19 protein-coding genes are annotated in these 19915 nt (G+C 58.1%); 13 read left to right on the plus strand and 6 right to left on the minus strand.

Annotation, left to right across the window (positions count from 1 at the left end; translation table 11 throughout):
- Positions 1 to 76: 76 nt before the first annotated feature.
- The 6 genes from ASD95_RS30110 (at position 77) to ASD95_RS15665 (ending at position 6002) form a co-directional block, all read left to right on the plus strand.
- The gene (locus tag ASD95_RS30110) at positions 77 to 205 is read left to right on the plus strand and encodes a hypothetical protein (protein WP_263291639.1); all 129 of its coding nucleotides are present in this window, start codon (positions 77 to 79) and stop codon (positions 203 to 205) included.
- A 526-nt stretch (positions 206 to 731) separates the two neighbouring features.
- A complete protein-coding gene (locus ASD95_RS15645) occupies positions 732 to 1757 on the plus strand; it encodes a LacI family DNA-binding transcriptional regulator (RefSeq protein WP_056724864.1) in 1026 nt (341 codons plus the stop codon).
- An 88-nt stretch (positions 1758 to 1845) separates the two neighbouring features.
- Positions 1846 to 2628, plus strand: coding sequence for a sugar phosphate isomerase/epimerase family protein (locus ASD95_RS15650; RefSeq protein ID WP_056724865.1), 783 nt, complete (start codon positions 1846 to 1848; stop codon positions 2626 to 2628).
- Positions 2621 to 3607 (plus strand): sugar kinase, encoded by a 987-nt coding sequence (locus ASD95_RS15655; protein ID WP_056724867.1) that lies wholly within the window; start codon positions 2621 to 2623, stop codon positions 3605 to 3607. The genes ASD95_RS15650 and ASD95_RS15655 overlap by 8 nt, the downstream gene beginning before the upstream one ends.
- 103 nt (positions 3608 to 3710) lie before the next feature.
- Positions 3711 to 5003: an MFS transporter gene (locus ASD95_RS15660; RefSeq protein WP_056724869.1), complete on the plus strand. Its 1293-nt coding sequence runs from the start codon at positions 3711 to 3713 to the stop codon at positions 5001 to 5003.
- 21 nt (positions 5004 to 5024) lie between these two features.
- The gene (locus tag ASD95_RS15665) at positions 5025 to 6002 is read left to right on the plus strand and encodes a 2-hydroxyacid dehydrogenase (protein ID WP_056724871.1); all 978 of its coding nucleotides are present in this window, start codon (positions 5025 to 5027) and stop codon (positions 6000 to 6002) included.
- A gap of 43 nt (positions 6003 to 6045) precedes the next feature.
- Here ASD95_RS15665 and ASD95_RS15670 read toward each other — a convergent pair whose 3' ends face one another.
- Positions 6046 to 7350, minus strand: a complete 1305-nt coding sequence (locus ASD95_RS15670) for an MFS transporter (RefSeq protein WP_056724872.1) — start codon at positions 7348 to 7350, stop codon at positions 6046 to 6048.
- 283 nt (positions 7351 to 7633) lie between these two features.
- Here ASD95_RS15670 and ASD95_RS15675 point away from each other — a divergent pair, with 283 nt between their 5' ends.
- Positions 7634 to 8242 (plus strand): trimeric intracellular cation channel family protein, encoded by a 609-nt coding sequence (locus tag ASD95_RS15675; RefSeq protein ID WP_056724874.1) that lies wholly within the window; start codon positions 7634 to 7636, stop codon positions 8240 to 8242.
- A 1-nt stretch (position 8243) separates the two neighbouring features.
- Here the strand turns inward: ASD95_RS15675 and ASD95_RS15680 are convergent, their stop codons facing one another.
- The 4 genes from ASD95_RS15680 to ASD95_RS15695 form a co-directional block, all read right to left on the minus strand.
- Positions 8244 to 8459: a hypothetical protein gene (locus ASD95_RS15680; RefSeq protein ID WP_056724876.1), complete on the minus strand. Its 216-nt coding sequence runs from the start codon at positions 8457 to 8459 to the stop codon at positions 8244 to 8246.
- A gap of 169 nt (positions 8460 to 8628) precedes the next feature.
- Positions 8629 to 9402: a ParA family protein gene (locus tag ASD95_RS15685; RefSeq protein WP_056724878.1), complete on the minus strand. Its 774-nt coding sequence runs from the start codon at positions 9400 to 9402 to the stop codon at positions 8629 to 8631.
- A gap of 156 nt (positions 9403 to 9558) precedes the next feature.
- Positions 9559 to 10491 carry a carbohydrate kinase family protein gene (locus tag ASD95_RS15690; RefSeq protein WP_056724880.1) on the minus strand — a complete coding sequence of 311 codons (933 nt, stop codon included), beginning with the start codon at positions 10489 to 10491 and terminating at the stop codon, positions 9559 to 9561.
- Between the two features lie 160 nt (positions 10492 to 10651).
- Positions 10652 to 12217: a carbohydrate porin gene (locus tag ASD95_RS15695; RefSeq protein WP_056724882.1), complete on the minus strand. Its 1566-nt coding sequence runs from the start codon at positions 12215 to 12217 to the stop codon at positions 10652 to 10654.
- Between the two features lie 167 nt (positions 12218 to 12384).
- Here ASD95_RS15695 and ASD95_RS15700 point away from each other — a divergent pair, with 167 nt between their 5' ends.
- From ASD95_RS15700 to ASD95_RS15725, 6 genes are all read left to right on the plus strand, one after another.
- Complete coding sequence (locus ASD95_RS15700; RefSeq protein ID WP_056724884.1) at positions 12385 to 13659, plus strand: ABC transporter substrate-binding protein; 1275 nt, start codon at positions 12385 to 12387, stop codon at positions 13657 to 13659.
- A gap of 21 nt (positions 13660 to 13680) precedes the next feature.
- Positions 13681 to 14643 (plus strand): carbohydrate ABC transporter permease, encoded by a 963-nt coding sequence (locus tag ASD95_RS15705; protein ID WP_056724886.1) that lies wholly within the window; start codon positions 13681 to 13683, stop codon positions 14641 to 14643.
- Positions 14640 to 15482, plus strand: a complete 843-nt coding sequence (locus ASD95_RS15710; RefSeq protein ID WP_056724890.1) for a carbohydrate ABC transporter permease — start codon at positions 14640 to 14642, stop codon at positions 15480 to 15482. The genes ASD95_RS15705 and ASD95_RS15710 overlap by 4 nt, the downstream gene beginning before the upstream one ends.
- Before the next feature lie 27 nt (positions 15483 to 15509).
- Positions 15510 to 16655, plus strand: a complete 1146-nt coding sequence (locus ASD95_RS15715; protein WP_056724892.1) for an ABC transporter ATP-binding protein — start codon at positions 15510 to 15512, stop codon at positions 16653 to 16655.
- On the plus strand, positions 16652 to 18154 hold the full coding sequence (locus ASD95_RS15720; protein WP_056724894.1) for a glycoside hydrolase family 32 protein: 1503 nt from the start codon (positions 16652 to 16654) through the stop codon (positions 18152 to 18154). Before ASD95_RS15715 ends, ASD95_RS15720 begins: the two co-directional genes overlap by 4 nt.
- 75 nt (positions 18155 to 18229) lie before the next feature.
- Entirely contained in the window at positions 18230 to 19222 is a 993-nt protein-coding gene (locus ASD95_RS15725; RefSeq protein ID WP_056724895.1) for a LacI family DNA-binding transcriptional regulator, read from the plus strand.
- A 49-nt stretch (positions 19223 to 19271) separates the two neighbouring features.
- Here ASD95_RS15725 and ASD95_RS15730 read toward each other — a convergent pair whose 3' ends face one another.
- Positions 19272 to 19913, minus strand: a complete 642-nt coding sequence (locus tag ASD95_RS15730; RefSeq protein WP_056724897.1) for a LysE family translocator — start codon at positions 19911 to 19913, stop codon at positions 19272 to 19274.
- Positions 19914 to 19915: the final 2 nt, after the last annotated feature.

A 19915-nucleotide genomic window follows, 5' to 3' on the forward strand; every position in this document is an offset into this window, starting at 1 on the left:
GTATGCAATGGCTCATTTTCCAAGCTGGATGCTTTAATGCGCTCACAATTACCTGAAAGCCGCTGAGATTCTGGATGTGCAGAACCTACCGCACGTTGCCCAGGTCGATGCGGCGATTGACATGGAAACCCTGCTCAAGAGCTTTATTTCCGTGCCTGACCAGCATCAAGGCACATCCGGCGAGATCTACAAACTCGACGTCTAGCGTTGGCCGCGGCATAAGCACGATCTATTGACGTTGTTCCATGCGATGCCCGAACCGATTCGTAGCGGCTTGGCCCTGGACAGCCAGGAAGATTCCTTCGAGAGATACCGCGACGTGTTCACCAACAGCCGGTATCCGTATGAGTCGAGCAGCTGGAAATTTTCCGATCCGGTACTGATGAGGAGCTGCGGTGGACTCTGGCCAATATGGTTGGCGATTCAAGGTGCAAGGTTCTCACGATCCGTTCGGTCCTGGATTACCTGATTGAGGTGCAGGCACGAACTGCAGCAGAGTGATCGAGGCCTGAGCCTGGCTTCAAATCTGACCACCATGCGCTCCCAGCTCCGCGTATGATGTTGCGCATAATGTATATTATGTTAAATGCAATATCATTTGTCGCTCATTGTTCGACAATCAACCATCCGGGGCTTGACGGCGAATTGGCTTTTGGTGTTTCCTGAAACCGGTTTCAGTGCTATCTCACGAAGCACCCGACCTTATAAATCCAATAAGAAGGTTTCAGACCGTGAACGATTTCTCCGCCGCCCAGCGCAGCCGCGTGACCATGCTCGACGTGGCCGAACACGCCAAGGTCTCCAAGGCCAGCGTTTCGCGGTTCATTGGCGATGATCGCGCCCTGCTCTCCGATGCCATTGCCCAGCGCATCGAACAGGCAATTGCCGAACTCGGCTATCGCCCGAACCAGATGGCCCGTGGCCTGAAACGCGGGCGCACCCGCCTGATCGGCATGCTGGTGGCCGATATCCGCAACCCTTATTCAATTGCCGTGATGCACGGGGTGGAAACCGCCTGCCGTCAGCACGGCTATAGCCTGGTGGTGTGCAACACCGACCGCGACGACGAGCAAGAACGCCAGCACCTGGCCCTGCTGCGCTCGTACAACATCGAAGGCTTGATCGTGAACACCCTCGGTCATCATCGTGACGAGTTGCACGAACTGCACCGGGAAATGCCCCTGGTACTGGTGGATCGCAAGGTGGAGCACCTTGAAAGCGATATGGTCGGGCTGAACAACCCGCAGGCCATCGACATGGCCCTTAACCACCTTGAAGAACGCGGTTATTGCGATGTATTGCTGGTGACTGAGCCGCTTGATGGCACCAGTTCGCGAATTGAGCGGGTCAGCAGCTTCAAGGCACAAATCGAGCAACGCCCGGCGCTTCGCGGCACGCACATCGAAACAGGCAGCGAACTGACCGCACAATTGAAATCCTTCCTCGACACGCCTGGGCCCGGCCCGAAGGCACTGTTTTGCGCGAACGGGATTGCCGCGCTCGCCAGCACCCATGCGTTGCGTGAACTCAAGTGCAACCTGTTCGATGACGTGGGCTTGATTGCCCTCGATGACCTGGATTGGTACCCGCTGGTGGGCAGCGGCATTACCGCCCTCGCGCAGCCGACCACCGAGATGGGCGCCAGTGCTTTTGAGTGCCTGCTCAAGCGGCTGCGCGGGGATGACGGGGCGGTGCGGACGCTGGATTTTTCGGCGCGGCTGATTGTGCGGGGGTCGACCCGTGGGAATTTGCGTTGAATGTTAAGGCCTGCTCGCGAAGAGGCCCCAAGTAGCACTAAAAATTTTTTTGAACAAAAATGAAACCGGTTTCAGAGGTAGAAAAACAATGAATAGACCAGCCGTTTCCATCAGCCTTTCCAGCTACGGCGCCGACCTTGTGCGTCAACGCGGCCAGGGCAGCTTCATCGAGATTCTCGCCGCCGCCGGCGCCACGCGCATTGAGTGGCGCGAAGAGTTACTGACCATCGAAGACCCCGCTCAACTGGCCGATGCCACACAAGCAGAAGGCCTGCAGAGCGTGTATTCGTCGCCCATGGAGCTATGGCTGGCCGGGCAATCCAAACCCAACGCCGAACTGATCACGGCCCTGCAACGCGCCCAGGCATTCGGCGCCAAATGGTTGAAGGTGTCGCTGGGCTATTTCACCGACAACAGCGATCTGCAAACCCTCGCCCGTGTGCTGGGTGAAAGCGCCGTACAGTTGCTGGTGGAAAACGACCAGACCCTGCACGGCGGCCGCATTGAACCCTTCCAGCGTTTTTTCGCGGACGTCGAGCAGCACAACTTGCCGATAAAGATGACCTTCGATATCGGCAATTGGCACTGGCAGGACCAGTCCGCCGCCAGCGCCGCGCGCTTGCTCGGGCGTCACGTCGGTTACGTGCACTGCAAAGCGGTGACCCGCCGCGCCGACGGCAAGCTGGTGGCCATCCCACCCGCTGCCAGCGATTTTCAACAGTGGGAACACCTGCTGCGGCACATGGCCCAAGGCGTTATGCGGGCCGCGGAATATCCGCTGCAAGGCGATGACCTGGTGCAACTGACCACCGAGCACGTCGCTGCCCTCGCCCACCTCGGCCAGTCCCAGCTGGAGAGTGCTCATGTCTGAGATCGATATTCTGTCCTTCGGCGAGACCATGGCGATGTTCGTCGCCGAACAGGCTGGCGATCTGGCCAGCGTCGGCGCTTTCCACAAACGCATTGCCGGGGCTGACAGCAACGTCGCCATTGGCCTTTCCCGACTGGGCTTCAACGTGGCATGGCTGAGCCGTGTCGGTGCCGATTCGTTGGGCCGGTTTGTGGTCGACACCCTGGAAAAACAAGGCCTGGATTGCCGCCACGTCGACATCGACACCGCCCACCCGACCGGTTTTCAACTCAAGTCCCGCACCGACGACGGCAGCGATCCGGTGGTCGAGTACTTCCGCCGTGGTTCGGCGGCCAGTCACCTGTCGCCGCACTCGATCGTGCCCGAATTGCTCAAGGCCCGACACCTGCACGCCACCGGCATTCCCCCGGCGCTGTCGGAGTCGGCGCGGCAGATGTCGTTCGAGTTGATGACCCGCATGCGCGAGGCCGGGCGCAGTGTGTCCTTCGACCCGAACCTGCGCCCGAGCCTGTGGGCCAGCGAACGACAAATGATCACCGAGATCAACCGCCTCGCCGCCCTCGCCCATTGGGTCCTGCCGGGGTTGAGCGAAGGTCGCTTGCTGAGCGGTTTCGAAGACCCGGCCGACATCGCCGCCTTCTACCTCGACCAGGGCGCCGAAGCCGTGGCGATCAAGCTTGGCCCACACGGGGCTTACTACCGCACACATCTTGATCAAGGTTTCGTGGCTGGCGTACCGGTGCAAACAGTGGTCGATACGGTGGGTGCCGGCGATGGTTTTGCCGTCGGCATGATCAGCGCGCTGTTGGAAAACCAAAGCGTTGTCGAGGCCGTGAAACGCGCCAACTGGATTGGCAGCCGTGCGGTGCAGAGTCGGGGGGATATGGAGGGGTTGCCGACCCGCGCCGAAATGGCCAGCGAATTTGAGGCCGCCATCGCGAGCAAGCTCGCTCCCACAGGGGATATGTGTCGAACCTAGATCCCTTGTGGGAGCGAGCTTGCTCGCGATGAGGCCAGTAAAGGCACCGAAGATTTAAACCGTTACCTGCTGCGACAAAAACAACAAGCTCAGGAGCACCACCATGAAAACCGCAACGCTCGCCACCCGCCGCTGGTGGTACATCATGCCCATCGTGTTCATCACCTATAGCCTGGCGTATCTGGATCGCGCCAACTATGGATTCGCCGCCGCGTCCGGCATGGCGGCGGACCTGATGATCACACCAGGGCTGTCGTCGATGCTCGGCGCGCTGTTCTTCCTCGGCTACTTTTTCTTCCAGGTACCCGGCGCGATCTACGCGCAGAAACACAGTGTGAAGAAGCTGATTTTCGTCAGTCTGATCCTCTGGGGCAGCCTGGCGACGTTGACCGGGATTGTCTCCAATGCCTACTGGCTGATCGTCATTCGCTTCATGCTTGGCGTGGTCGAAGCGGCAGTGATGCCGGCAATGCTGATCTACCTGTGCCACTGGTTCACCCGCGCCGAACGCTCGCGGGCCAACACCTTTCTGATCCTCGGCAACCCGGTGACCATGCTGTGGATGTCGGTGGTCTCGGGCTATCTGGTGCAGCATTACAGCTGGCGCTGGATGTTCATCGTCGAAGGTTTGCCAGCGGTGTTGTGGGCATTCATCTGGTGGCGTCTGGCCGATGATCGTCCATCACAAGCCAAGTGGCTCAACGATCAGGAAAAACAGGACCTGGAAAGCGCACTGGCCGCCGAACAGGTCGGCATCAAGGCCGTGAAGAACTACGCCGAAGCGTTCCGCTCACCCAAAGTGATCATCCTGGCCCTGCAGTTTTTCTGCTGGAGCATTGGCGTGTACGGTTTCGTGTTGTGGCTGCCGTCGATCCTCAAGGCCGGCGCGCAGATGGACATGGTCCAGGCCGGCTGGCTGTCGGCGCTGCCGTACCTCGCGGCCGTGATTGGCATGCTGCTGGTGTCCTGGGGTTCGGACAAGCTGCAAAAACGTAAACGTTTCGTCTGGCCGCCGCTGCTGATTGCTTCGATTGCCTTCTACGGCTCGTACGCATTGGGCGCTGAACATTTCTGGTGGTCCTACACCTTGCTGGTAATTGCCGGGGCCTGCATGTACGCGCCTTACGGGCCGTTCTTCGCAATCATTCCGGAAATCCTCCCGGCCAACGTGGCGGGTGGTGCCATGGCGTTGATCAACAGCATGGGCGCGCTGGGTTCGTTCGGCGGTTCTTATCTGGTCGGTTACCTGAACAGCTCCACCGGTTCGCCCGGCGCGTCGTACTTGTTGATGAGCGGTGCGCTGATGCTTTCGGTGGTGCTGACGATGTTCCTAAAACCCGGCGCCAGTGACCGCGAGCGGCCCACAGTAGCGCGCACCGCCACTGCACACTCTTGAATCGATGTTGAGATAACCACCATGAAAAAGCAGGTCGTTCTATACAAGAAACTCTCGTCGCCGCTAATGGCTCGCTTGCAAGAGCAGACCGAGGTAACAGTGATCGACAGCCTCGACGCCGAGGGCCTGGCGAGACTGCGTGATGCCCTGCCCCGTGCCCATGGCTTGCTCGGTGCAAGCCTGAAGCTGGATGCCGGACTGCTCGACCTGGCACCGAACCTTGAAGCCGTCGCCAGCGTGTCGGTGGGGGTCGACAACTATGACATCGATTACCTGACCGAGCGGCGCATCCTGCTGACCAATACGCCGGATGTGCTGACCGAAACCACCGCCGACACCGGTTTCGCGCTGATCCTGGCAACGGCCCGGCGGGTGGTGGAACTGGCGAACCTGGTGCGCACAGGCGGTTGGCAGCGCAATATCGGCCCCGCACATTTCGGCATCGACGTGCACGGTAAAACCCTGGGCATCATCGGCATGGGCCGCATTGGCGAGGCACTGGCCCAGCGCGGGCATTTCGGCTTCGGCATGCCAGTGATCTACCACAGCCACTCGCCCAAACCAGCGGTCGAGCAGCGCTTCGATGCGCAATACCGCAGCTTGAACGACCTGTTGCAGCAGGCGGATTTCATTTGTCTGACCTTGCCGCTGACTGCGCAAACCGAGGGGCTGATCGGCACCGATGAGTTTGCTTTGATGCGCCCGGAAAGCATCTTCATCAACATTTCCCGGGGCAAGGTGGTGGACGAAACCGCGTTAATCGACGCATTGCGCCGAGGACAGATTCGCGCGGCCGGGCTGGATGTGTTCGAGCGTGAGCCGCTGAATCCGGATTCGCCGCTGTTGCAGTTGAGTAATGTGGTGGCGACACCGCACATCGGCTCGGCGACACATGAAACACGGGAGGCGATGGCCAGGTGCGCGCTGGATAATCTGCTGGCGGCGCTGGCGGGTGAGCGGCCGGCGAATCTGGTGAACACCGGGGCATGGAAGCGTTAGCCGTTCATCAAGCCACTGCTCCCGACAAGATTGAGGCAGCGGCTCAGCGATTGGTCGCTGCCGACGCCACGTATATCTCGCTGAACTTCGACAATCCTGAATTGAAACGGATCTTGCCGTGGACTTTATCCTTGGGGGCTAGCAGCACAATTGCCCCCACGATCACTTCGAAAATCCCGGCACCGACAATAACCAGGCCGGTTTCAAAGCGGGCATACAGCGCAGCACCGCAGGCACCGGCAATCAGAATCGACGCGCCCAGCGCCGCAAAACGCAGCCGTGCCAGCCCGGCGATTTCGCTTTGTCTGAACCGGGTTTGAATCAGCAGAATGAAGGAGATGTCGATCAGTGGCCCGCCGAGTGCCGCAAGACTTGCGCCGACCATCATCCCCGTGAGGACGTGTTCCGGTGGCAGGTACAGCACCGCCGCACCGATGATCGCGATGCCCAGGCCGTTAACCACGGAACCGAAGGTAAACCCGTGATACAAGCGACGGATCTGCAGATTGCCCACAACAAAAATGGAGATCAGGTTCCCTGCCCCGTAAGCCCCCATGATCAGGCCGTAGGCAGCAAACCCCTGTACCCCGAATCCCTGGATATCGTATTTGACGACTGCCAGCGCCATGCCGATCGATATCCCCACACTCCAGGCAACATTGCCCAGTCCCGCACACACATACACCGCCTGCATCTGGCTGCGTCCCGCAAGACTTCTCCAACCGGCGGTAAATCCGGCACGCCGGCTTGTTGCCTTGACAGGTTGGCGCGGCAACGCCTTGCCCAACTTCATGACCGCCCACGCGGAGATCAGGAAGGTGATGCTATTCAGGGTAAATAGATGCTCGATCGGGATCAGCAGCGTAATCGCCGCTGCCAGCATTGGCCCGATCACCCGGGCGACCCGGATGATCGCATCGAACAGCGCATTGACCGATTGCAGCTGGTCCGGCGCCGCGGCAATCCGCGGAAGACTGGCGCGCAGCGCCGGCTCGAACAACGAGTTGACGATCATCATGAGCATGAGCGGCACCGCCAGCATCCACAGACTCATGATGCCGAATCCCCAAGCAAGCACCGGAATCAAGGCAAGCCCGGCCCGCGCCAGGTCGGCGCCGATCATCGTGCGACGGTGGTCCCAGCGCTCAGCCCATATTCCGCCCAGCAAAGCACCTGCCAACGCGGCAGCACCGCGTAAAGCACTGAGCCAGCTTGCATCGGTTCCGGCGATCTGCACCGCCATCCAGGCGATGGCAATCGCGAAGAGTTCGTCACCAATCGAAGAAAGCGCCAACCCTCCCCACAGCAAGGCTACGGGCCGCTGAAGCAACGGCCTGAACAATTTCATATCATCAACTCCGCACAGTCACTCAACAGGTCTGAAAAAAGCCTGTCGTCTCGTTACCCGCGATCCTGAACACCCCACTCGCGAGCACTCCCCTCTCCTCCACCTCAATGCAGTCTCCGATGTGGGAAGGGCACGAACCCACTAGACTTCCGGTGGGTGAAGCACCACCTACATTTACAACCCGCATTGCCAGGCCAACGACGATGCCTTGCAGATGGCGCGCGCCTGCATTCCCCACATCGCCATCGTTCACTTATTGGACAACCTGAGAACGGAGTAACGGATGCTTTATTTTCAGCAAATGTTGGGCACCGCCGTGTTTGCCATTACCGGATTGTTAGCTATCCAAAAGGTAGGTGTCGATCTGTTCGGGGCCGTAGTGCTGGGCATCATCACTGCTATTGGTGGTGGCACCATTCGAGACCTACTGCTGGATCAACCGATTTTCTGGATTGCAGACTTCAACTACATCTGGGTCGCATTGGTTACCTCACTACTGGCATTTTTTCTCACCAATAGATTGCACAAACGCTATCAGCTATTGCTGTATCTCGATGGTTTTGCGGCCGCACTGTTCGGATTAGTCGCTACTGAGAAAGTGATGGCATTACAGCTTGGTGCACCTTTGGCAGTGATGATGGGCGTGCTGACCAGTATTGGAGGCGGCATAGCGCGTGATGTGCTAGCCGGCAGGGCCTCGTTGTTGATGTCACGTGAGATCTACGCCACGCCAGTCCTGCTGGGGTGCACCTTGTATGTCTTGCTGCGCGATACATTTCCGTCAATCCGGATCGCTGGTTGGATCGCTTTGATACTTACCTCTGGATTCAGGTTTCTCGCCATTTATAAAGGGCTCCAAATGCCAGCGATTTTCTCCACCAGGCAGAGGTAAGTCACGCGAGCTTGATGGCCCCGCCTTGGATATCGTCCCTCGCCATTCGCAAGTCATTGGCGTCTTGGTTGAGCCGATGAATCAAGTTCAGTAATCGTTGGCGCAACACCTCATCCTGGAGCTGCTCTGCAGCACGCATCACATCAAGCGCCGCTGCCTCATTGTTGGTGGCAACGGAATCGAGCAGTTTGCGCATGCTTCTTGATGGCCGATTCATCTCCAACCCTCCCTGGTTTCGGTGGTGCGAATCATATGGCCGGAATGTTTCGTTAGTGTTTCAGCTGTACGAACTGGTTTTGAATCATCGACCCTGGCTGGTTTGACACTAGCTGGAGTGACACCCCTGAGGGGACGATTACACTTGTAACAGCCCATCCGCGATGAAGCTAAGCGGCCCGTTCCAGGGCGTCCAGCAAGCCAACAAACTCCAGCGAAAGCTTATGTCGCGGGGCCAAATGGACGATGGGAACTGACATTTCGTGAGATTCGCGCATCTTGACGGAGCTGCTCAGATAGACCGGTAGCACTGGCAAGCCTTCGGCCAGCAACTCATTCACGAGAGATTGGTGTAGGCCGGTATACCCGGCGAACTGGTTGACCACCACCCCTTCCACTTTCAGTGATTCATTGTGATCAAGACGTAGTTCTTCTACCTGTGCGATAACACGGTACATCGCCTGGCGAGAAAAGCTGTCGCAATCGAATGGAATCAGCAATCGATCTGCAGCCACCAGCGCGCTGAATGTGTAGAAATTCAGCGACGGAGGCGTATCGATATAGATGCGCTCATAGTCCTCGGACAGCTCTACCAGCAACTTGCGCAGCTTGTTGATCTTGAACCTGCTCTCGAGTTTTGACTGGAGGTCTGACAGTTCAGAGCTAGCAGTCACCAGGTGAAGGTTGTCGTAAAGGGTCTCGGTGATGGCCACTCGATTCCTTCTGCCTTCAAAGCCACTGGACAGTGTTTGTTTGAAGAAGTCCGCTATGCCTGCGGGAATGTGCTCGTCGGTCAAGCCCGTGAGGTAGTGAGTCGAGTTTGCCTGGGGGTCGAGATCTACCAGCAGCGTTCGGTAACCTTCGGCAGCACTCACGGCGGCAAGGTTGCAGGCAATGCTGGATTTCCCAACGCCCCCTTTCTGATTGAATATGACACGACGCATAGGGCTTGCTCATCCATGAAAAAGGCCAAAGGCCGGCTGAAGTGTGTAAGAAGTCATGTCAATTCTATGACGGCAACATTACAGTTTTGCGACAGCGATTGGCCAAAGCTGCGCACTAGAGCATTTGACTGCCAACACAAGGTGGTAGCGATAGATTTACACGGATGAGCAATCCCCTGGGTTTGCCAATGTTAGCCGCTGCAGCAAACCTTCCACGTCAGCTAGCGCTGGAGCATGGGCTCCGGCATGGCGGCAAGATATGGATGCGCAAGCCGCTGAAAATTGCAGGCGCTCTCTCAAGTCCGCGATCCCCAACAACTCCGCAGCCAGCCAACCAGCCATACACGCGTCTCCTGCTCCAACCGTGTCCTCTACCTTCACGGCAATAGCCGGCTGATCGAGTTGGCTGTCCGGGGTGTGGAGAACCATCCCGTGTTCCCCTCGGGTAAAAAGGATCTGCGCCTGAGGATTAAGAGCGCGAAGTTCATCCATTGCCTGGTGTTCTGTCAGCCCTGGATAAACTTGCCGAAGGTCTTCGTCGGAAAGCTTGATCATGTCAGCAAGGGTGGTCATCGTAGGGAAGGTCTGCTCCCGATAATGGCTATCCATTAAATTGCGCCAGTTCGGATCATAGCTAATCCGTTTACCGGCTTCTTTGGCCTGCTGAGCAATTTTAACCAGCCTGTCTGCGAGTGGCTGTCGAGCCAAACTGATGCAGCTGAAATGACACAGCTCTGCATGGTTGATCCATCCATCGGGCATCAGATCCGGATCAAAAAACAGATCGGCATCTCCAGCAAAAAAATACCTTGGAGGACGGCTCGATGGAACGATGGCGACCAAAGGATCTCGGTCTACCCGTTGGATAAACCTCATATCCAATGCTGCCGCTTCCGACTGTGAAACTATCTCGTCACCCAGTGAATCCATGCTCACCGCCCCAGCAAAAGCGCTGCTGACACCCAAGCGACTTAGCGCTCGTGCAACGTTCCAGGGAGCACCACCCGGGTAGCCCTTCCACTGTCCAGGAGTGCCTTGGACAAGATCGGTCAGGGCTTCGCCAAACACTACTGCGCGAGGCAATACCATCGTCATTTCCTCAATTTTTTGTCGTAGGGAACTGCTGGCTGATCAGATTCGACCGGTAATCACTGACTCAATGCGTTTTGATGAAAGGCAGGGTTTGTTGAAGTTAGAGAAGTTCTCATGGCCAACCTCAAAGCAGATGTTGGCCTAACGCGCTTGAATATTAAAACCAGGTTTCCATTTGTATGCCGTATTGCCATACACCTCCGGCTTTGAAGTCCGTCATGCCAAAGGAGTCTGTGGTACTGAATCTGTCCAGATCCGAAGACCAGTTCATGAAGCTTGCGAACACTCGCAATTCGGGACGTGTAAGAAGATCTCCAACCTCGGGTTTAAATGTCGGGGCGACAGTGAATTTCCAAAAGTTACCGTCGACCGCATTACGTTGTAGATAGTCCTTCGGATCAAGGTTCATGGTTTGCCAGCTTATTTCGTAGGCCATCTCGAAATTGCTGTTGATTTTATTGGCCAAACGCACGTTCAGGGTCAGCCAGCGGTAGTCGTCACCCTTGACGTATCTATCCTTGCTCTGTTCGGCCAGCAAGCTGGGGCCGATATGCCAGTCAGGCGCAAGGGGTGTCTCACCGTAAAGTGCCAGACGCAGAGCGCGGGCATCGTCGATCAGTTCACCATCCGAGCCGACGTTCTTGACCTCAGCTCCCAGACCTTGCCCATAGAGCAGCGCCGTTTTGAAGAAGCCTTCCCTGCCGAAAAAGTTTTTCTGGTGATTGGCCAGCATGCTGTGCAAGCCGGAATCCGCAGGCGTCAAACCCGCTGCATTGGTTCGGGTAGCGAAATCGTTTTTCTTTGCGCCGATGGCATTGAACATCCACTGCCACTGACCATCCTCGAAGAACTGGTTGGAGGTCAGGATGTAGCTTTCCACATCGGCACTAAGACCGCCTTGACTGAAATCCCCGTAGTTGCGCCCGATCAAAGAGTAGTTCGAACGCCAATTCTTGTTCATCTGCATATCGTAGATTCCACCCCCGGTGCCGGCCAGATAGACAACGTCCGAGTCCAGCCAGTGGATATCGAAATTATCTCTATCGAATCGCTTGCCTGCCCACAGGGTGGCGTTCTTGAACACTGAATTGCCCTTGAATGCCGCGAGATGGTCAAGCGCTGTGAATACCTGGCGCACGTTCAGTTTGCTTTCGTCAGCCGTCCAGTCATTGGAACTTTCCACACCGTCGGCGATGGAGACCGTGAATTTGGAACGGGTGCCGTTTTGCGCATAGATTTCTTTCGACAGGTCTATACGCATGTAGGTGTCGTCTTCGTTACCGAGTCGCCCGACTGCACCACCGACTGAACCGGCAGGAGTTTCATAAGGGCCGCCACGACCACCCCCCAGCCGATCGTTGATCAGCAATCCGGAGCGGGCGTAGCCGTTGAAGCTGAACCCATCAGTGAGGTGTCCGGTACTGCCTTCTTTCTCCAGGCTTTGCTGGCGGGCCTCGAGTTTTGCCAGTCGGGTATCCAAAGCGGGCGCCGAAATTACTGCCGCAGTAGACGCGGCAGGCTGCAAGGGAGCAGTGGCGAGTTTGATCTGCTGCAATTCCCTGGCAAGTGCCTGGGTTTGCTGTTCGGCTGCGGCCGCACGCTTCTCCGCTGCGCTGGTACGGGCTTCAAACGCGGCCATGCGTTCTTCCAGAGTCGCGGCCTGAGAGGTTACCGCCGAGGTGCCGAGCACGCCTGCGAGTAGCCAGCTTGATGCTTTCTGCATGTGAATTTCCTGTTTTGTTTTTATTTTTCTGTTCCCGCGAACGGCCTTTTTTCGTCAATTGTGAATTGTCAAAATTGACGAAAAAAAGGATGCCTCATCGCAAATACGCTGCTACATTTGGCGATGTTAACGTTAACTTTTCTAAAAACAAAAATAAAGAGGGCTTTATGAAACAGCTAAAATCTCTCCTGCCAGCCGCACTACTCACCCTCTGTGCCGGATTTCCATGCCTCTCGAGCGCAGCCGACTTAACGATCTCGTGTGGTGCGGTGGGTGCGGAGTTGCAGCTCTGCAAGGAGGCTGTCGAGGCGTGGTCGAAACAGACCGGCAACAACGTCGAGGTGGTTTCCACCCCTAACTCGGCGACCGAGAGGTTGTCGTTCTATCAACAGATCCTCAGTGCGCAATCCAGCGACATCGACATCATTCAAATCGATATGGTGTGGCCAGGGATGCTGGCCAAACACTTGATGGATCTGCGCGAGGTGCTACCTGCCAACGCGACCCAAGGCTACTTCCAGGCACAGGTGGATAACGCCACGGTGAACGGACGGTTGGTGACGATGCCGTGGTTCACCGACTCGGGCCTGCTGTATTACCGCAAGGACTTGCTCGAGAAGTACAACCAGCAGGTTCCCCAGACCTGGGAGGAGATGACTGCTACCGCCAGGAATATTCAACAGGCTGAGCGCAATGCCGGGAACCCCAATGCGTGGGGTTACATCTTTCAGGGGCGCGCCTACGAGGGCCTGACGTGTAATGCCCTGGAGTGGATCAGCAGCCAACCGCAAGGCGGGCTGGTCAATCCGCAAGGCGACATCGTGGTCAACAGTCAGGCTTCAAGAGCTGCTTTGACCCTGGCGAAAAGCTGGGTGGGAGACATCTCCCCGCGTGGCGTACTCAACTACACCGAGGAAGAAGGTCGTGGCGTATTCCAGTCGGGCAATGCGCTGTTCATGCGTAACTGGCCTTATGTCTGGGCGTTAGTGCAAAGCCAGGACAGTGCGGTAAAAGACAAAGTCGGGGTCGCTCCCCTGCCCCGCGGCGGCGAGACCGGCAGCCATGCCTCCACCCTCGGTGGCTGGGGCCTGGCGGTATCGCGCTACAGCGCCCATCCCAAACTTGCCGCCGAGCTGGTGAGCTACCTGACCCGTGCCCAAGAGCAAAAACGCCGTGCCCTGATCGGCGCCTATAACCCGGTTATCGAGTCGCTGTATCAGGACCCCGAATTGCTCGCGGCCATGCCTTATTACGCCCAGCTGCACAGCATTCTCAACGATGGGGTCATGCGCCCCGCCTCCATCACTGCCGATCGCTATCCACGAGTCTCCAATGCGTTCTTCGATCGAGTGCATGGCGTGCTGGCGGGCGAGTTGCCTGTGGATCAGGCGCTGGCCGAGCTGGAAAGCGAACTCACGCGCATCAAACGCCGGAACTGGTAAGCCACAAGGAAGAAAATCGCCATGTCTGTCTCTACGACCCATGTCCCCTGTGACGAGCTTCTGCTCACCAGGGAAACGCCCGTACAACGACGCCGGGTACGCACCGCCTGGCTGTTTCTGACACCGATGCTGTTGTGTCTGACGCTGGTGGCAGCCTGGCCGCTACTGCGTACATTCTGGTTCAGCCTGACCGACGCCAGTCTGTCGGACACCGCTGGCGGATCCTTCGTCGGCCTGAGCAATTATCTGTTTCACAACGGTTCCACCTGGTCGGGCATCCTGGTCGATCCTCAGTGGTGGAACGCGGTGCGCAACACGTTGCATTTCACCGTGGTGTCGGTGGGACTGGAAGTCGTACTGGGACTGCTGGTGGCGTTGCTGCTGAACATCAAGTTCACCGGCCGTTCCCTGGTGCGGGCGTTGATTCTGATTCCCTGGGCGATTCCGACCATTGTCTCGGCAAAGATCTGGTCATGGATGCTTAACGACCAGTTCGGCATCATCAATCACCTGATGCTGAGCCTCGGCCTGATAGACGCGCCCCTGGCCTGGACGGCCGATGCGGATCTGTCGATGTGGGCGGTGATCCTCGTCGACGTCTGGAAGACCGTGCCGTTTGTCACGCTGCTGATGCTGGCGGCCTTGCAGATGTTGCCGAGCGATTGCTACGAAGCCGCGAGGGTCGATGGCATTCATCCGCTGAAAGTGTTCTGGCGTGTCACCCTTCCCCTGCTGATGCCCGCACTGCTGGTGGCGGCAATCTTCCGCATCCTCGACTCGCTGCGGGTATTCGATGTGATCTATGTGCTGACCTCGAACTCGTCGAGCACCATGAGCATGTCGGTGTATGCCCGCCAGCACCTGGTGGAGTTCCAGGACGTCGGTTACGGCAGCGCGGCCTCGACGCTGCTGTTTCTGGTGGTTGCGGTCATCGCCATGCTTTATCTCTACCTCGGACGCCGTCAACTGGAGGTCCGGTCATGAACCTGCGCCTACTGAAAAAAGCACTGTTGCGCCTCGGGTTCTGGTGCCTGATCGGAGTATTGCTGCTGTATGCGGTTTTCCCTTTCTACTACGCCATCGTGACTTCACTGAAGCCGTCCAGCGCCTTGTTCGAGGTGAGCTACTGGATCGACAACCCCGACTTCTCCAACTACGCGGCGGTACTCCATCAAGCCTCATTCCTGCGGGCTATCGGTAATTCGCTGGTGGTGGCGCTATGTGTGGTGACACTGGCGCTGTTCCTCAGCCTGACCGCCGCCTATGCCTTGGGCCGGGTGAAGTTCCGAGGACGTGGCACGGTGTTGATGCTGGTTCTTGGTGTGTCGATGTTTCCCCAGGTCGCTGTGCTGTCGGGTCTGTTCGAAGTGATCCGTGCCCTGGGCCTGTACAACACGTCCTGGGCATTGATCCTGAGCTACACGATTTTCACCCTGCCCTTCACCGTCTGGGTGCTGACCACATTCATGGGGCAACTGCCTCATGAACTGGAAGAAGCGGCCATCATGGATGGCGCTTCACCCTGGGTCACACTGACCCGGGTGCTGTTGCCGCTGCTCTGGCCTGCGCTGGTTACCACCGGTTTGTTGGCCTTCATCGCCGCATGGAACGAGTTCCTGTTTGCCCTGACCTTCACCCTCACCGACACGCAACGCACAGTGCCGGTGGCCATTGCCCTGATTTCCGGCGGCAGCCCCCATGAGTTGCCTTGGGGATTATTGATGGCTGCATCGGTGCTGGTCACTGTCCCACTGGTGATTCTGGTGCTGATCTTCCAGCGCCGAATCGTTTCCGGTCTCACTGCCGGCGCGTTAAAGGGTTGATGCCCAACAAAGACAAGGAACAGCATCGTGATCAAATTGAAACTGGACAACGTGAACAAACAATTGGGCGGCGCGCGGATTCTTCGCGACGTCAGCCTGGAGATCGCTGCGGGTGAATTCGTGGTGTTCGTCGGCCCTTCGGGCTGCGGAAAATCGACCCTGCTGCGGCTGATCGCCGGGCTGGATTCGATCTGCGGCGGCGACCTGCTGATCGACGGGCGACGGGTCAACGACCTGGAGCCGCGCGAGCGTGGCGTCGGCATGGTGTTTCAGTCTTATGCGCTGTACCCGCACATGAGCGTCTACGACAACATCAGCTTTGGTCTCAAACTGGCCAAGACTGAAAAGAGCAGCTTGCGCGAGCGCGTACTGAAAACTGCGCAAATCCTGCAGCTGGACAAACTGCTGCAACGCAAGCCAAAGGAACTGTCTGGAGGGCAGCGTCAGCGTGTGGCAATGGGCAGAGCCATGGCGCGTGAGCCGGACATTTTGTTGTTTGATGAGCCGCTCTCCAATCTGGATGCATCCTTGCGGGTGCAGATGCGCAACGAAATCGCCCGGCTGCATGCCCGACTGGGCTCGACCATGATCTACGTCACTCACGATCAAGTGGAAGCGATGACCCTGGCCGACAAAATTGTCGTGCTCAATGGCGGTCACGTAGAACAGGTCGGCTCACCGCGCGAACTCTATGAGCGTCCGGCGAGCCGCTTTGTCGCCGGTTTTCTCGGTTCGCCCAGAATGAACTTTCTGGCGGCACGCCTGCATGCCCCGGGTGAAACCAGCCTGGTCGAAACTCCCGTCCTGGGTATGACCTCCCTGCCCTTCGACAGCTCGAACCTGGCGGCGGACGCCCCACTGAGCCTGGGGATTCGCCCGGAACACATGTCGCTCAAGGCGGCGCAGGGAACTGCCGGCGTCGTCGTGACCGGGGTCGAATACCTGGGCAGTGAAACCTATGTGCACCTGGATACAGGTCAGGACGAGCCACTGATCTGTCGTTGTGAGGTCAACGCCGGATGGCAGGCGGGCGATCGGGTCGAGCTGCAACTGGACGTCGACAACCTGCACCTGTTCGACGCCGACGGCACGGCCTTCAAGCGCCACCCTCACGCCATTGAAACCCTGCCGGATGGCGTCCCTCTACGCTCGGCACGAGCAGGCGCCCTATGACTGTGTCTTTGAATTCCATGAGTGTTCCAATGTCCACTGCCCTTGAGATTGCGCAGCATGCGCTCAGTGATGGCCTGTCTCGTGTCATCCACGATTATCGACCCGATTATCATCTTGCCCCCCCCGTGGGCTGGATGAACGACCCCAACGGGGTGGTGTACTTTCGTGGCGAATACCATGTGTTCTATCAACACCACCCTTTCGAAGCGAAATGGGGCCCGATGTATTGGGGGCATGCCAAAAGTTCCGATCTGGTCCATTGGCAACATTTGCCCATTGCGCTGGCGCCCGGCGACGACTTCGACCGTGACGGTTGTTTTTCCGGTAGCGCGGTGGTGTGTGGCGATACCCTGGCACTGATCTATACCGGGCACACCTGGCTGGGAGAAGTGGGTGACGAACGCTCGATCCGCCAAGTCCAGTGCCTGGCCACCAGCACCGACGGCATCCGGTTCGTCAAGCATGGCGCCGTCATCGAGAACGCGCCGCAAGACACGATCATGCACTTTCGTGACCCCAAGGTATGGCAGGAGGATGACTATTGGTACCTGATTGCCGGCGCGCGTCTGGCTGATAAACCGCTACTGCCGCTATACCGTTCCACGGATCTGCATGCCTGGGAGTTCCTCGATTATGTGTCCAGCGGCAGTGAGGGCGATGGCTATATGTGGGAGTGCCCGGATCTGTTCCGATTGAACGGGCGCGATGTGCTGCTCTACTCCCCTCAGGGCATGCAACCCGAGCGTTACGAACGGCTCAACAAGTACCAGACCGGTTATCGAGTGGGCCGACTCGACAGCAAATGGCACTTCACCGGCGGGCCTTTTATCGAGTTGGATAACGGCCACGATTTCTATGCCGCGCAAACGCTACTGGCCGCCGATGGTCGGCGTCTTGTGTGGGCGTGGCTCGACATGTGGGAAAGCCCGATGCCGAGCCAGGCCCATCACTGGTGCGGCATGCTCGGGTTGCCGCGCGAACTTGAACTGCACGCCGATCGGCTTTGCGTGTATCCAGCTCGGGAGCTCGCCGCCTTACGCAAGGAGCCAATACCGGGCACGTCCTGGTGGGATGGGTCGGGAGCCCGATGGGTGCGGGAAGTGAATGGCGACAGGCTCGAAATCCATGTGCATCTGGATTTGCTCGACTGCACCGACGGCCACCTGGGAATCGCCTTGCGTTGCAGCGATGATGGCCAGGAAGAAACCCTGCTCTATTACGATGCATCACTGCAGCGTCTGGTGCTTGACCGCAACCGCTCGGGTGCACAAGTCACCGGTCAGCGCAGCGTGGCGATAGACCCGACACAAGAGCGACTGGAACTGCGTGTGTTTCTCGATCGCTCGTCCATCGAGGTGTTCGACGCGAACGGGCGCTTCAGCCTCAGCAGTCGCTTCTATCCGCGGCCCGACAGTCTGGGCGTGAAGCTGTTTACCAGCGGAAGTGGCGGGCGTGTCTCGATTCCCAAGGCATGGCCTCTCGGCTCTGGATGGCTATGAGCCGCGTCATTCGAGTCGCGAGAAGCCCGGGCCCTGTGTCATGATTCTGCGTCAACCTGACCGGTCTCATCTCGCATGACTTCAGTGAAAGATGTTGCACAGCTGGCCGGCGTGTCCCTGATGACGGTTTCTCGAGCGCTCAATAATCCGGAAAAACTGAGTCCCGAAACCCTTCAGCGGGTGCGTCGCGCCATTGATGAACTGCAATTCGTACCGAGCCTGTCGGCGCGCAAGATGCGCGGCGACAACCTCCAGTCGCGAACCATCGGAGTGTTCGCGCTAGACACCGCGACCACACCGTTCGCGGTCGAACTGTTGCTGTCCATCGAACAGACCGCACAGCAAGCCGGCTGGAATGTCTTCATCCTCAACCTGTTGAGCAATCCGCCCACCGACCAGAACATCGACCTGATGTTGTCGCACCGTCCCGACGGGTTGATCTTCAGCGCCATGGGGTTTCGCCAGGTGAGCATTCCCGAGCGCTTGAAGAGCAAACCCCTGGTCCTCGCCAATTGCCTGGCCGATGACAGTCACCTGGTCAGTTATGTGCCGGACGACGAATCGGGGCAGTATCGCGCCGTACATCACGCGTTGAGCCAAGGCTATCGACGCCCTCTGTGCATCAATCTGCCCAAACAGAGCCTGGCCTGGGGCCTGCGACAAAAAGGCCTGCAGCGTGCCTGTCAGGCATTCGGCCTGGCGCCTGACGCACTGCTGCAATACGACCTTTCCGATCATGATGCCTATGGTGAAACCGCAGCCATCCTCGACCGGCACATCATCGAAGGTCGTCCCCAGTTCGATGTTCTGATCTGTGGCAACGACCGCATTGCCTTTTGTGCCTATCAGCTGTTGTTGGGCCGTGGCCTGAAAATTCCCGACGATGTCGCCGTGCTCGGCTACGACAACATGATCGGTATTGCTGAGCTGTTCATCCCGCCGCTGACCACGGTGCAACTACCGTACTACGAGATCGGTCGCAAGGCTGCCCGGCACCTGATCGAGACCCTCGACGTATCGGGAACCCAGCCAGTTGATTGTCCATTGGTGGTTAGGGCATCGCTATGAGATTCAGTTAATTCGGTGATGCCCGAACGAGCGACTAGCCGCCCTTCTCTTATGCAGCCTGTCGACGCATGGTCAGGATGGCGGCTCCGAAGCAGATGAACGTCGACCCTACCACCCGGCTAACCCACCGGGACAAATCAGGCCGCGTCAGCACGCCCTTGGCCCGGGAGGCAAGCGCGGCATACAGGCTCAGCGACGTAACCGACAACGCCATGAAGATCGAGGTGAGGATCAGGAACTGCGGCAGCAACGTCGCGCTCTGATCGATGAATTGCGGGAACAGCGCAGTGAAGAACATCGTCGCCTTAGGGTTGGTCACTGCCGTCAGGAAAGCCGACTTGTACAGTTTTAAGCGAGTGGGCCTGCTCTTCTTCGAGCCATCCTGCATACCTTCCGCGAGCATCGGGCTCTTCTTGAACAACTGCCTTAGCCCCAGGTAGAACAGGTAGCCGGCACCGATGATCTTCACCACATTGAACAGCCATTCGGAACTGGCAAGCAACGCCCCCAGCCCCAACATGGCAGCGGCCGACAGGCAGAACAGGCCACTGGCATTACCAAGGGACGACCACACGGCGCTGCGCTGTCCGTGGGCCAAGCTGTTGTTGATCGCCATCAGGGTCGCAGGTCCTGGACTCGCAATGGCAATTGCAGCGACCAGGGTAAAGGCAAGAATCGAGTGAAATTCCATTT

Origin of the sequence: Pseudomonas sp. Root71, assembly GCF_001429045.1 — a bacterium.
Taxonomy (GTDB): Bacteria; Pseudomonadota; Gammaproteobacteria; order Pseudomonadales; family Pseudomonadaceae; genus Aquipseudomonas; species Aquipseudomonas monachiensis.

What these genes read in the sequence shown, in the direction of transcription:
- ASD95_RS15650 (WP_056724865.1), top strand. Translation starts at nt 1,846, where the DNA reads ATGAATAGACCAGCCGTTTCCATCAGCCTTTCCAGCTACGGCGCCGAC.
- ASD95_RS15680 (WP_056724876.1), bottom strand. Translation starts at nt 8,459, where the DNA reads ATGAATCGGCCATCAAGAAGCATGCGCAAACTGCTCGATTCCGTTGCC.
- ASD95_RS15700 (WP_056724884.1), top strand. Translation starts at nt 12,385, where the DNA reads ATGAAACAGCTAAAATCTCTCCTGCCAGCCGCACTACTCACCCTCTGT.
- ASD95_RS15710 (WP_056724890.1), top strand. Translation starts at nt 14,640, where the DNA reads ATGAACCTGCGCCTACTGAAAAAAGCACTGTTGCGCCTCGGGTTCTGG.
- ASD95_RS15695 (WP_056724882.1), bottom strand. Translation starts at nt 12,217, where the DNA reads ATGCAGAAAGCATCAAGCTGGCTACTCGCAGGCGTGCTCGGCACCTCG.
- ASD95_RS15660 (WP_056724869.1), top strand. Translation starts at nt 3,711, where the DNA reads ATGAAAACCGCAACGCTCGCCACCCGCCGCTGGTGGTACATCATGCCC.
- ASD95_RS15665 (WP_056724871.1), top strand. Translation starts at nt 5,025, where the DNA reads ATGAAAAAGCAGGTCGTTCTATACAAGAAACTCTCGTCGCCGCTAATG.
- ASD95_RS15655 (WP_056724867.1), top strand. Translation starts at nt 2,621, where the DNA reads ATGTCTGAGATCGATATTCTGTCCTTCGGCGAGACCATGGCGATGTTC.
- ASD95_RS15690 (WP_056724880.1), bottom strand. Translation starts at nt 10,491, where the DNA reads ATGGTATTGCCTCGCGCAGTAGTGTTTGGCGAAGCCCTGACCGATCTT.
- ASD95_RS15675 (WP_056724874.1), top strand. Translation starts at nt 7,634, where the DNA reads ATGCTTTATTTTCAGCAAATGTTGGGCACCGCCGTGTTTGCCATTACC.
- ASD95_RS15730 (WP_056724897.1), bottom strand. Translation starts at nt 19,913, where the DNA reads ATGGAATTTCACTCGATTCTTGCCTTTACCCTGGTCGCTGCAATTGCC.
- ASD95_RS15670 (WP_056724872.1), bottom strand. Translation starts at nt 7,350, where the DNA reads ATGAAATTGTTCAGGCCGTTGCTTCAGCGGCCCGTAGCCTTGCTGTGG.
- ASD95_RS15705 (WP_056724886.1), top strand. Translation starts at nt 13,681, where the DNA reads ATGTCTGTCTCTACGACCCATGTCCCCTGTGACGAGCTTCTGCTCACC.
- ASD95_RS15725 (WP_056724895.1), top strand. Translation starts at nt 18,230, where the DNA reads ATGACTTCAGTGAAAGATGTTGCACAGCTGGCCGGCGTGTCCCTGATG.
- ASD95_RS15720 (WP_056724894.1), top strand. Translation starts at nt 16,652, where the DNA reads ATGACTGTGTCTTTGAATTCCATGAGTGTTCCAATGTCCACTGCCCTT.
- ASD95_RS15685 (WP_056724878.1), bottom strand. Translation starts at nt 9,402, where the DNA reads ATGCGTCGTGTCATATTCAATCAGAAAGGGGGCGTTGGGAAATCCAGC.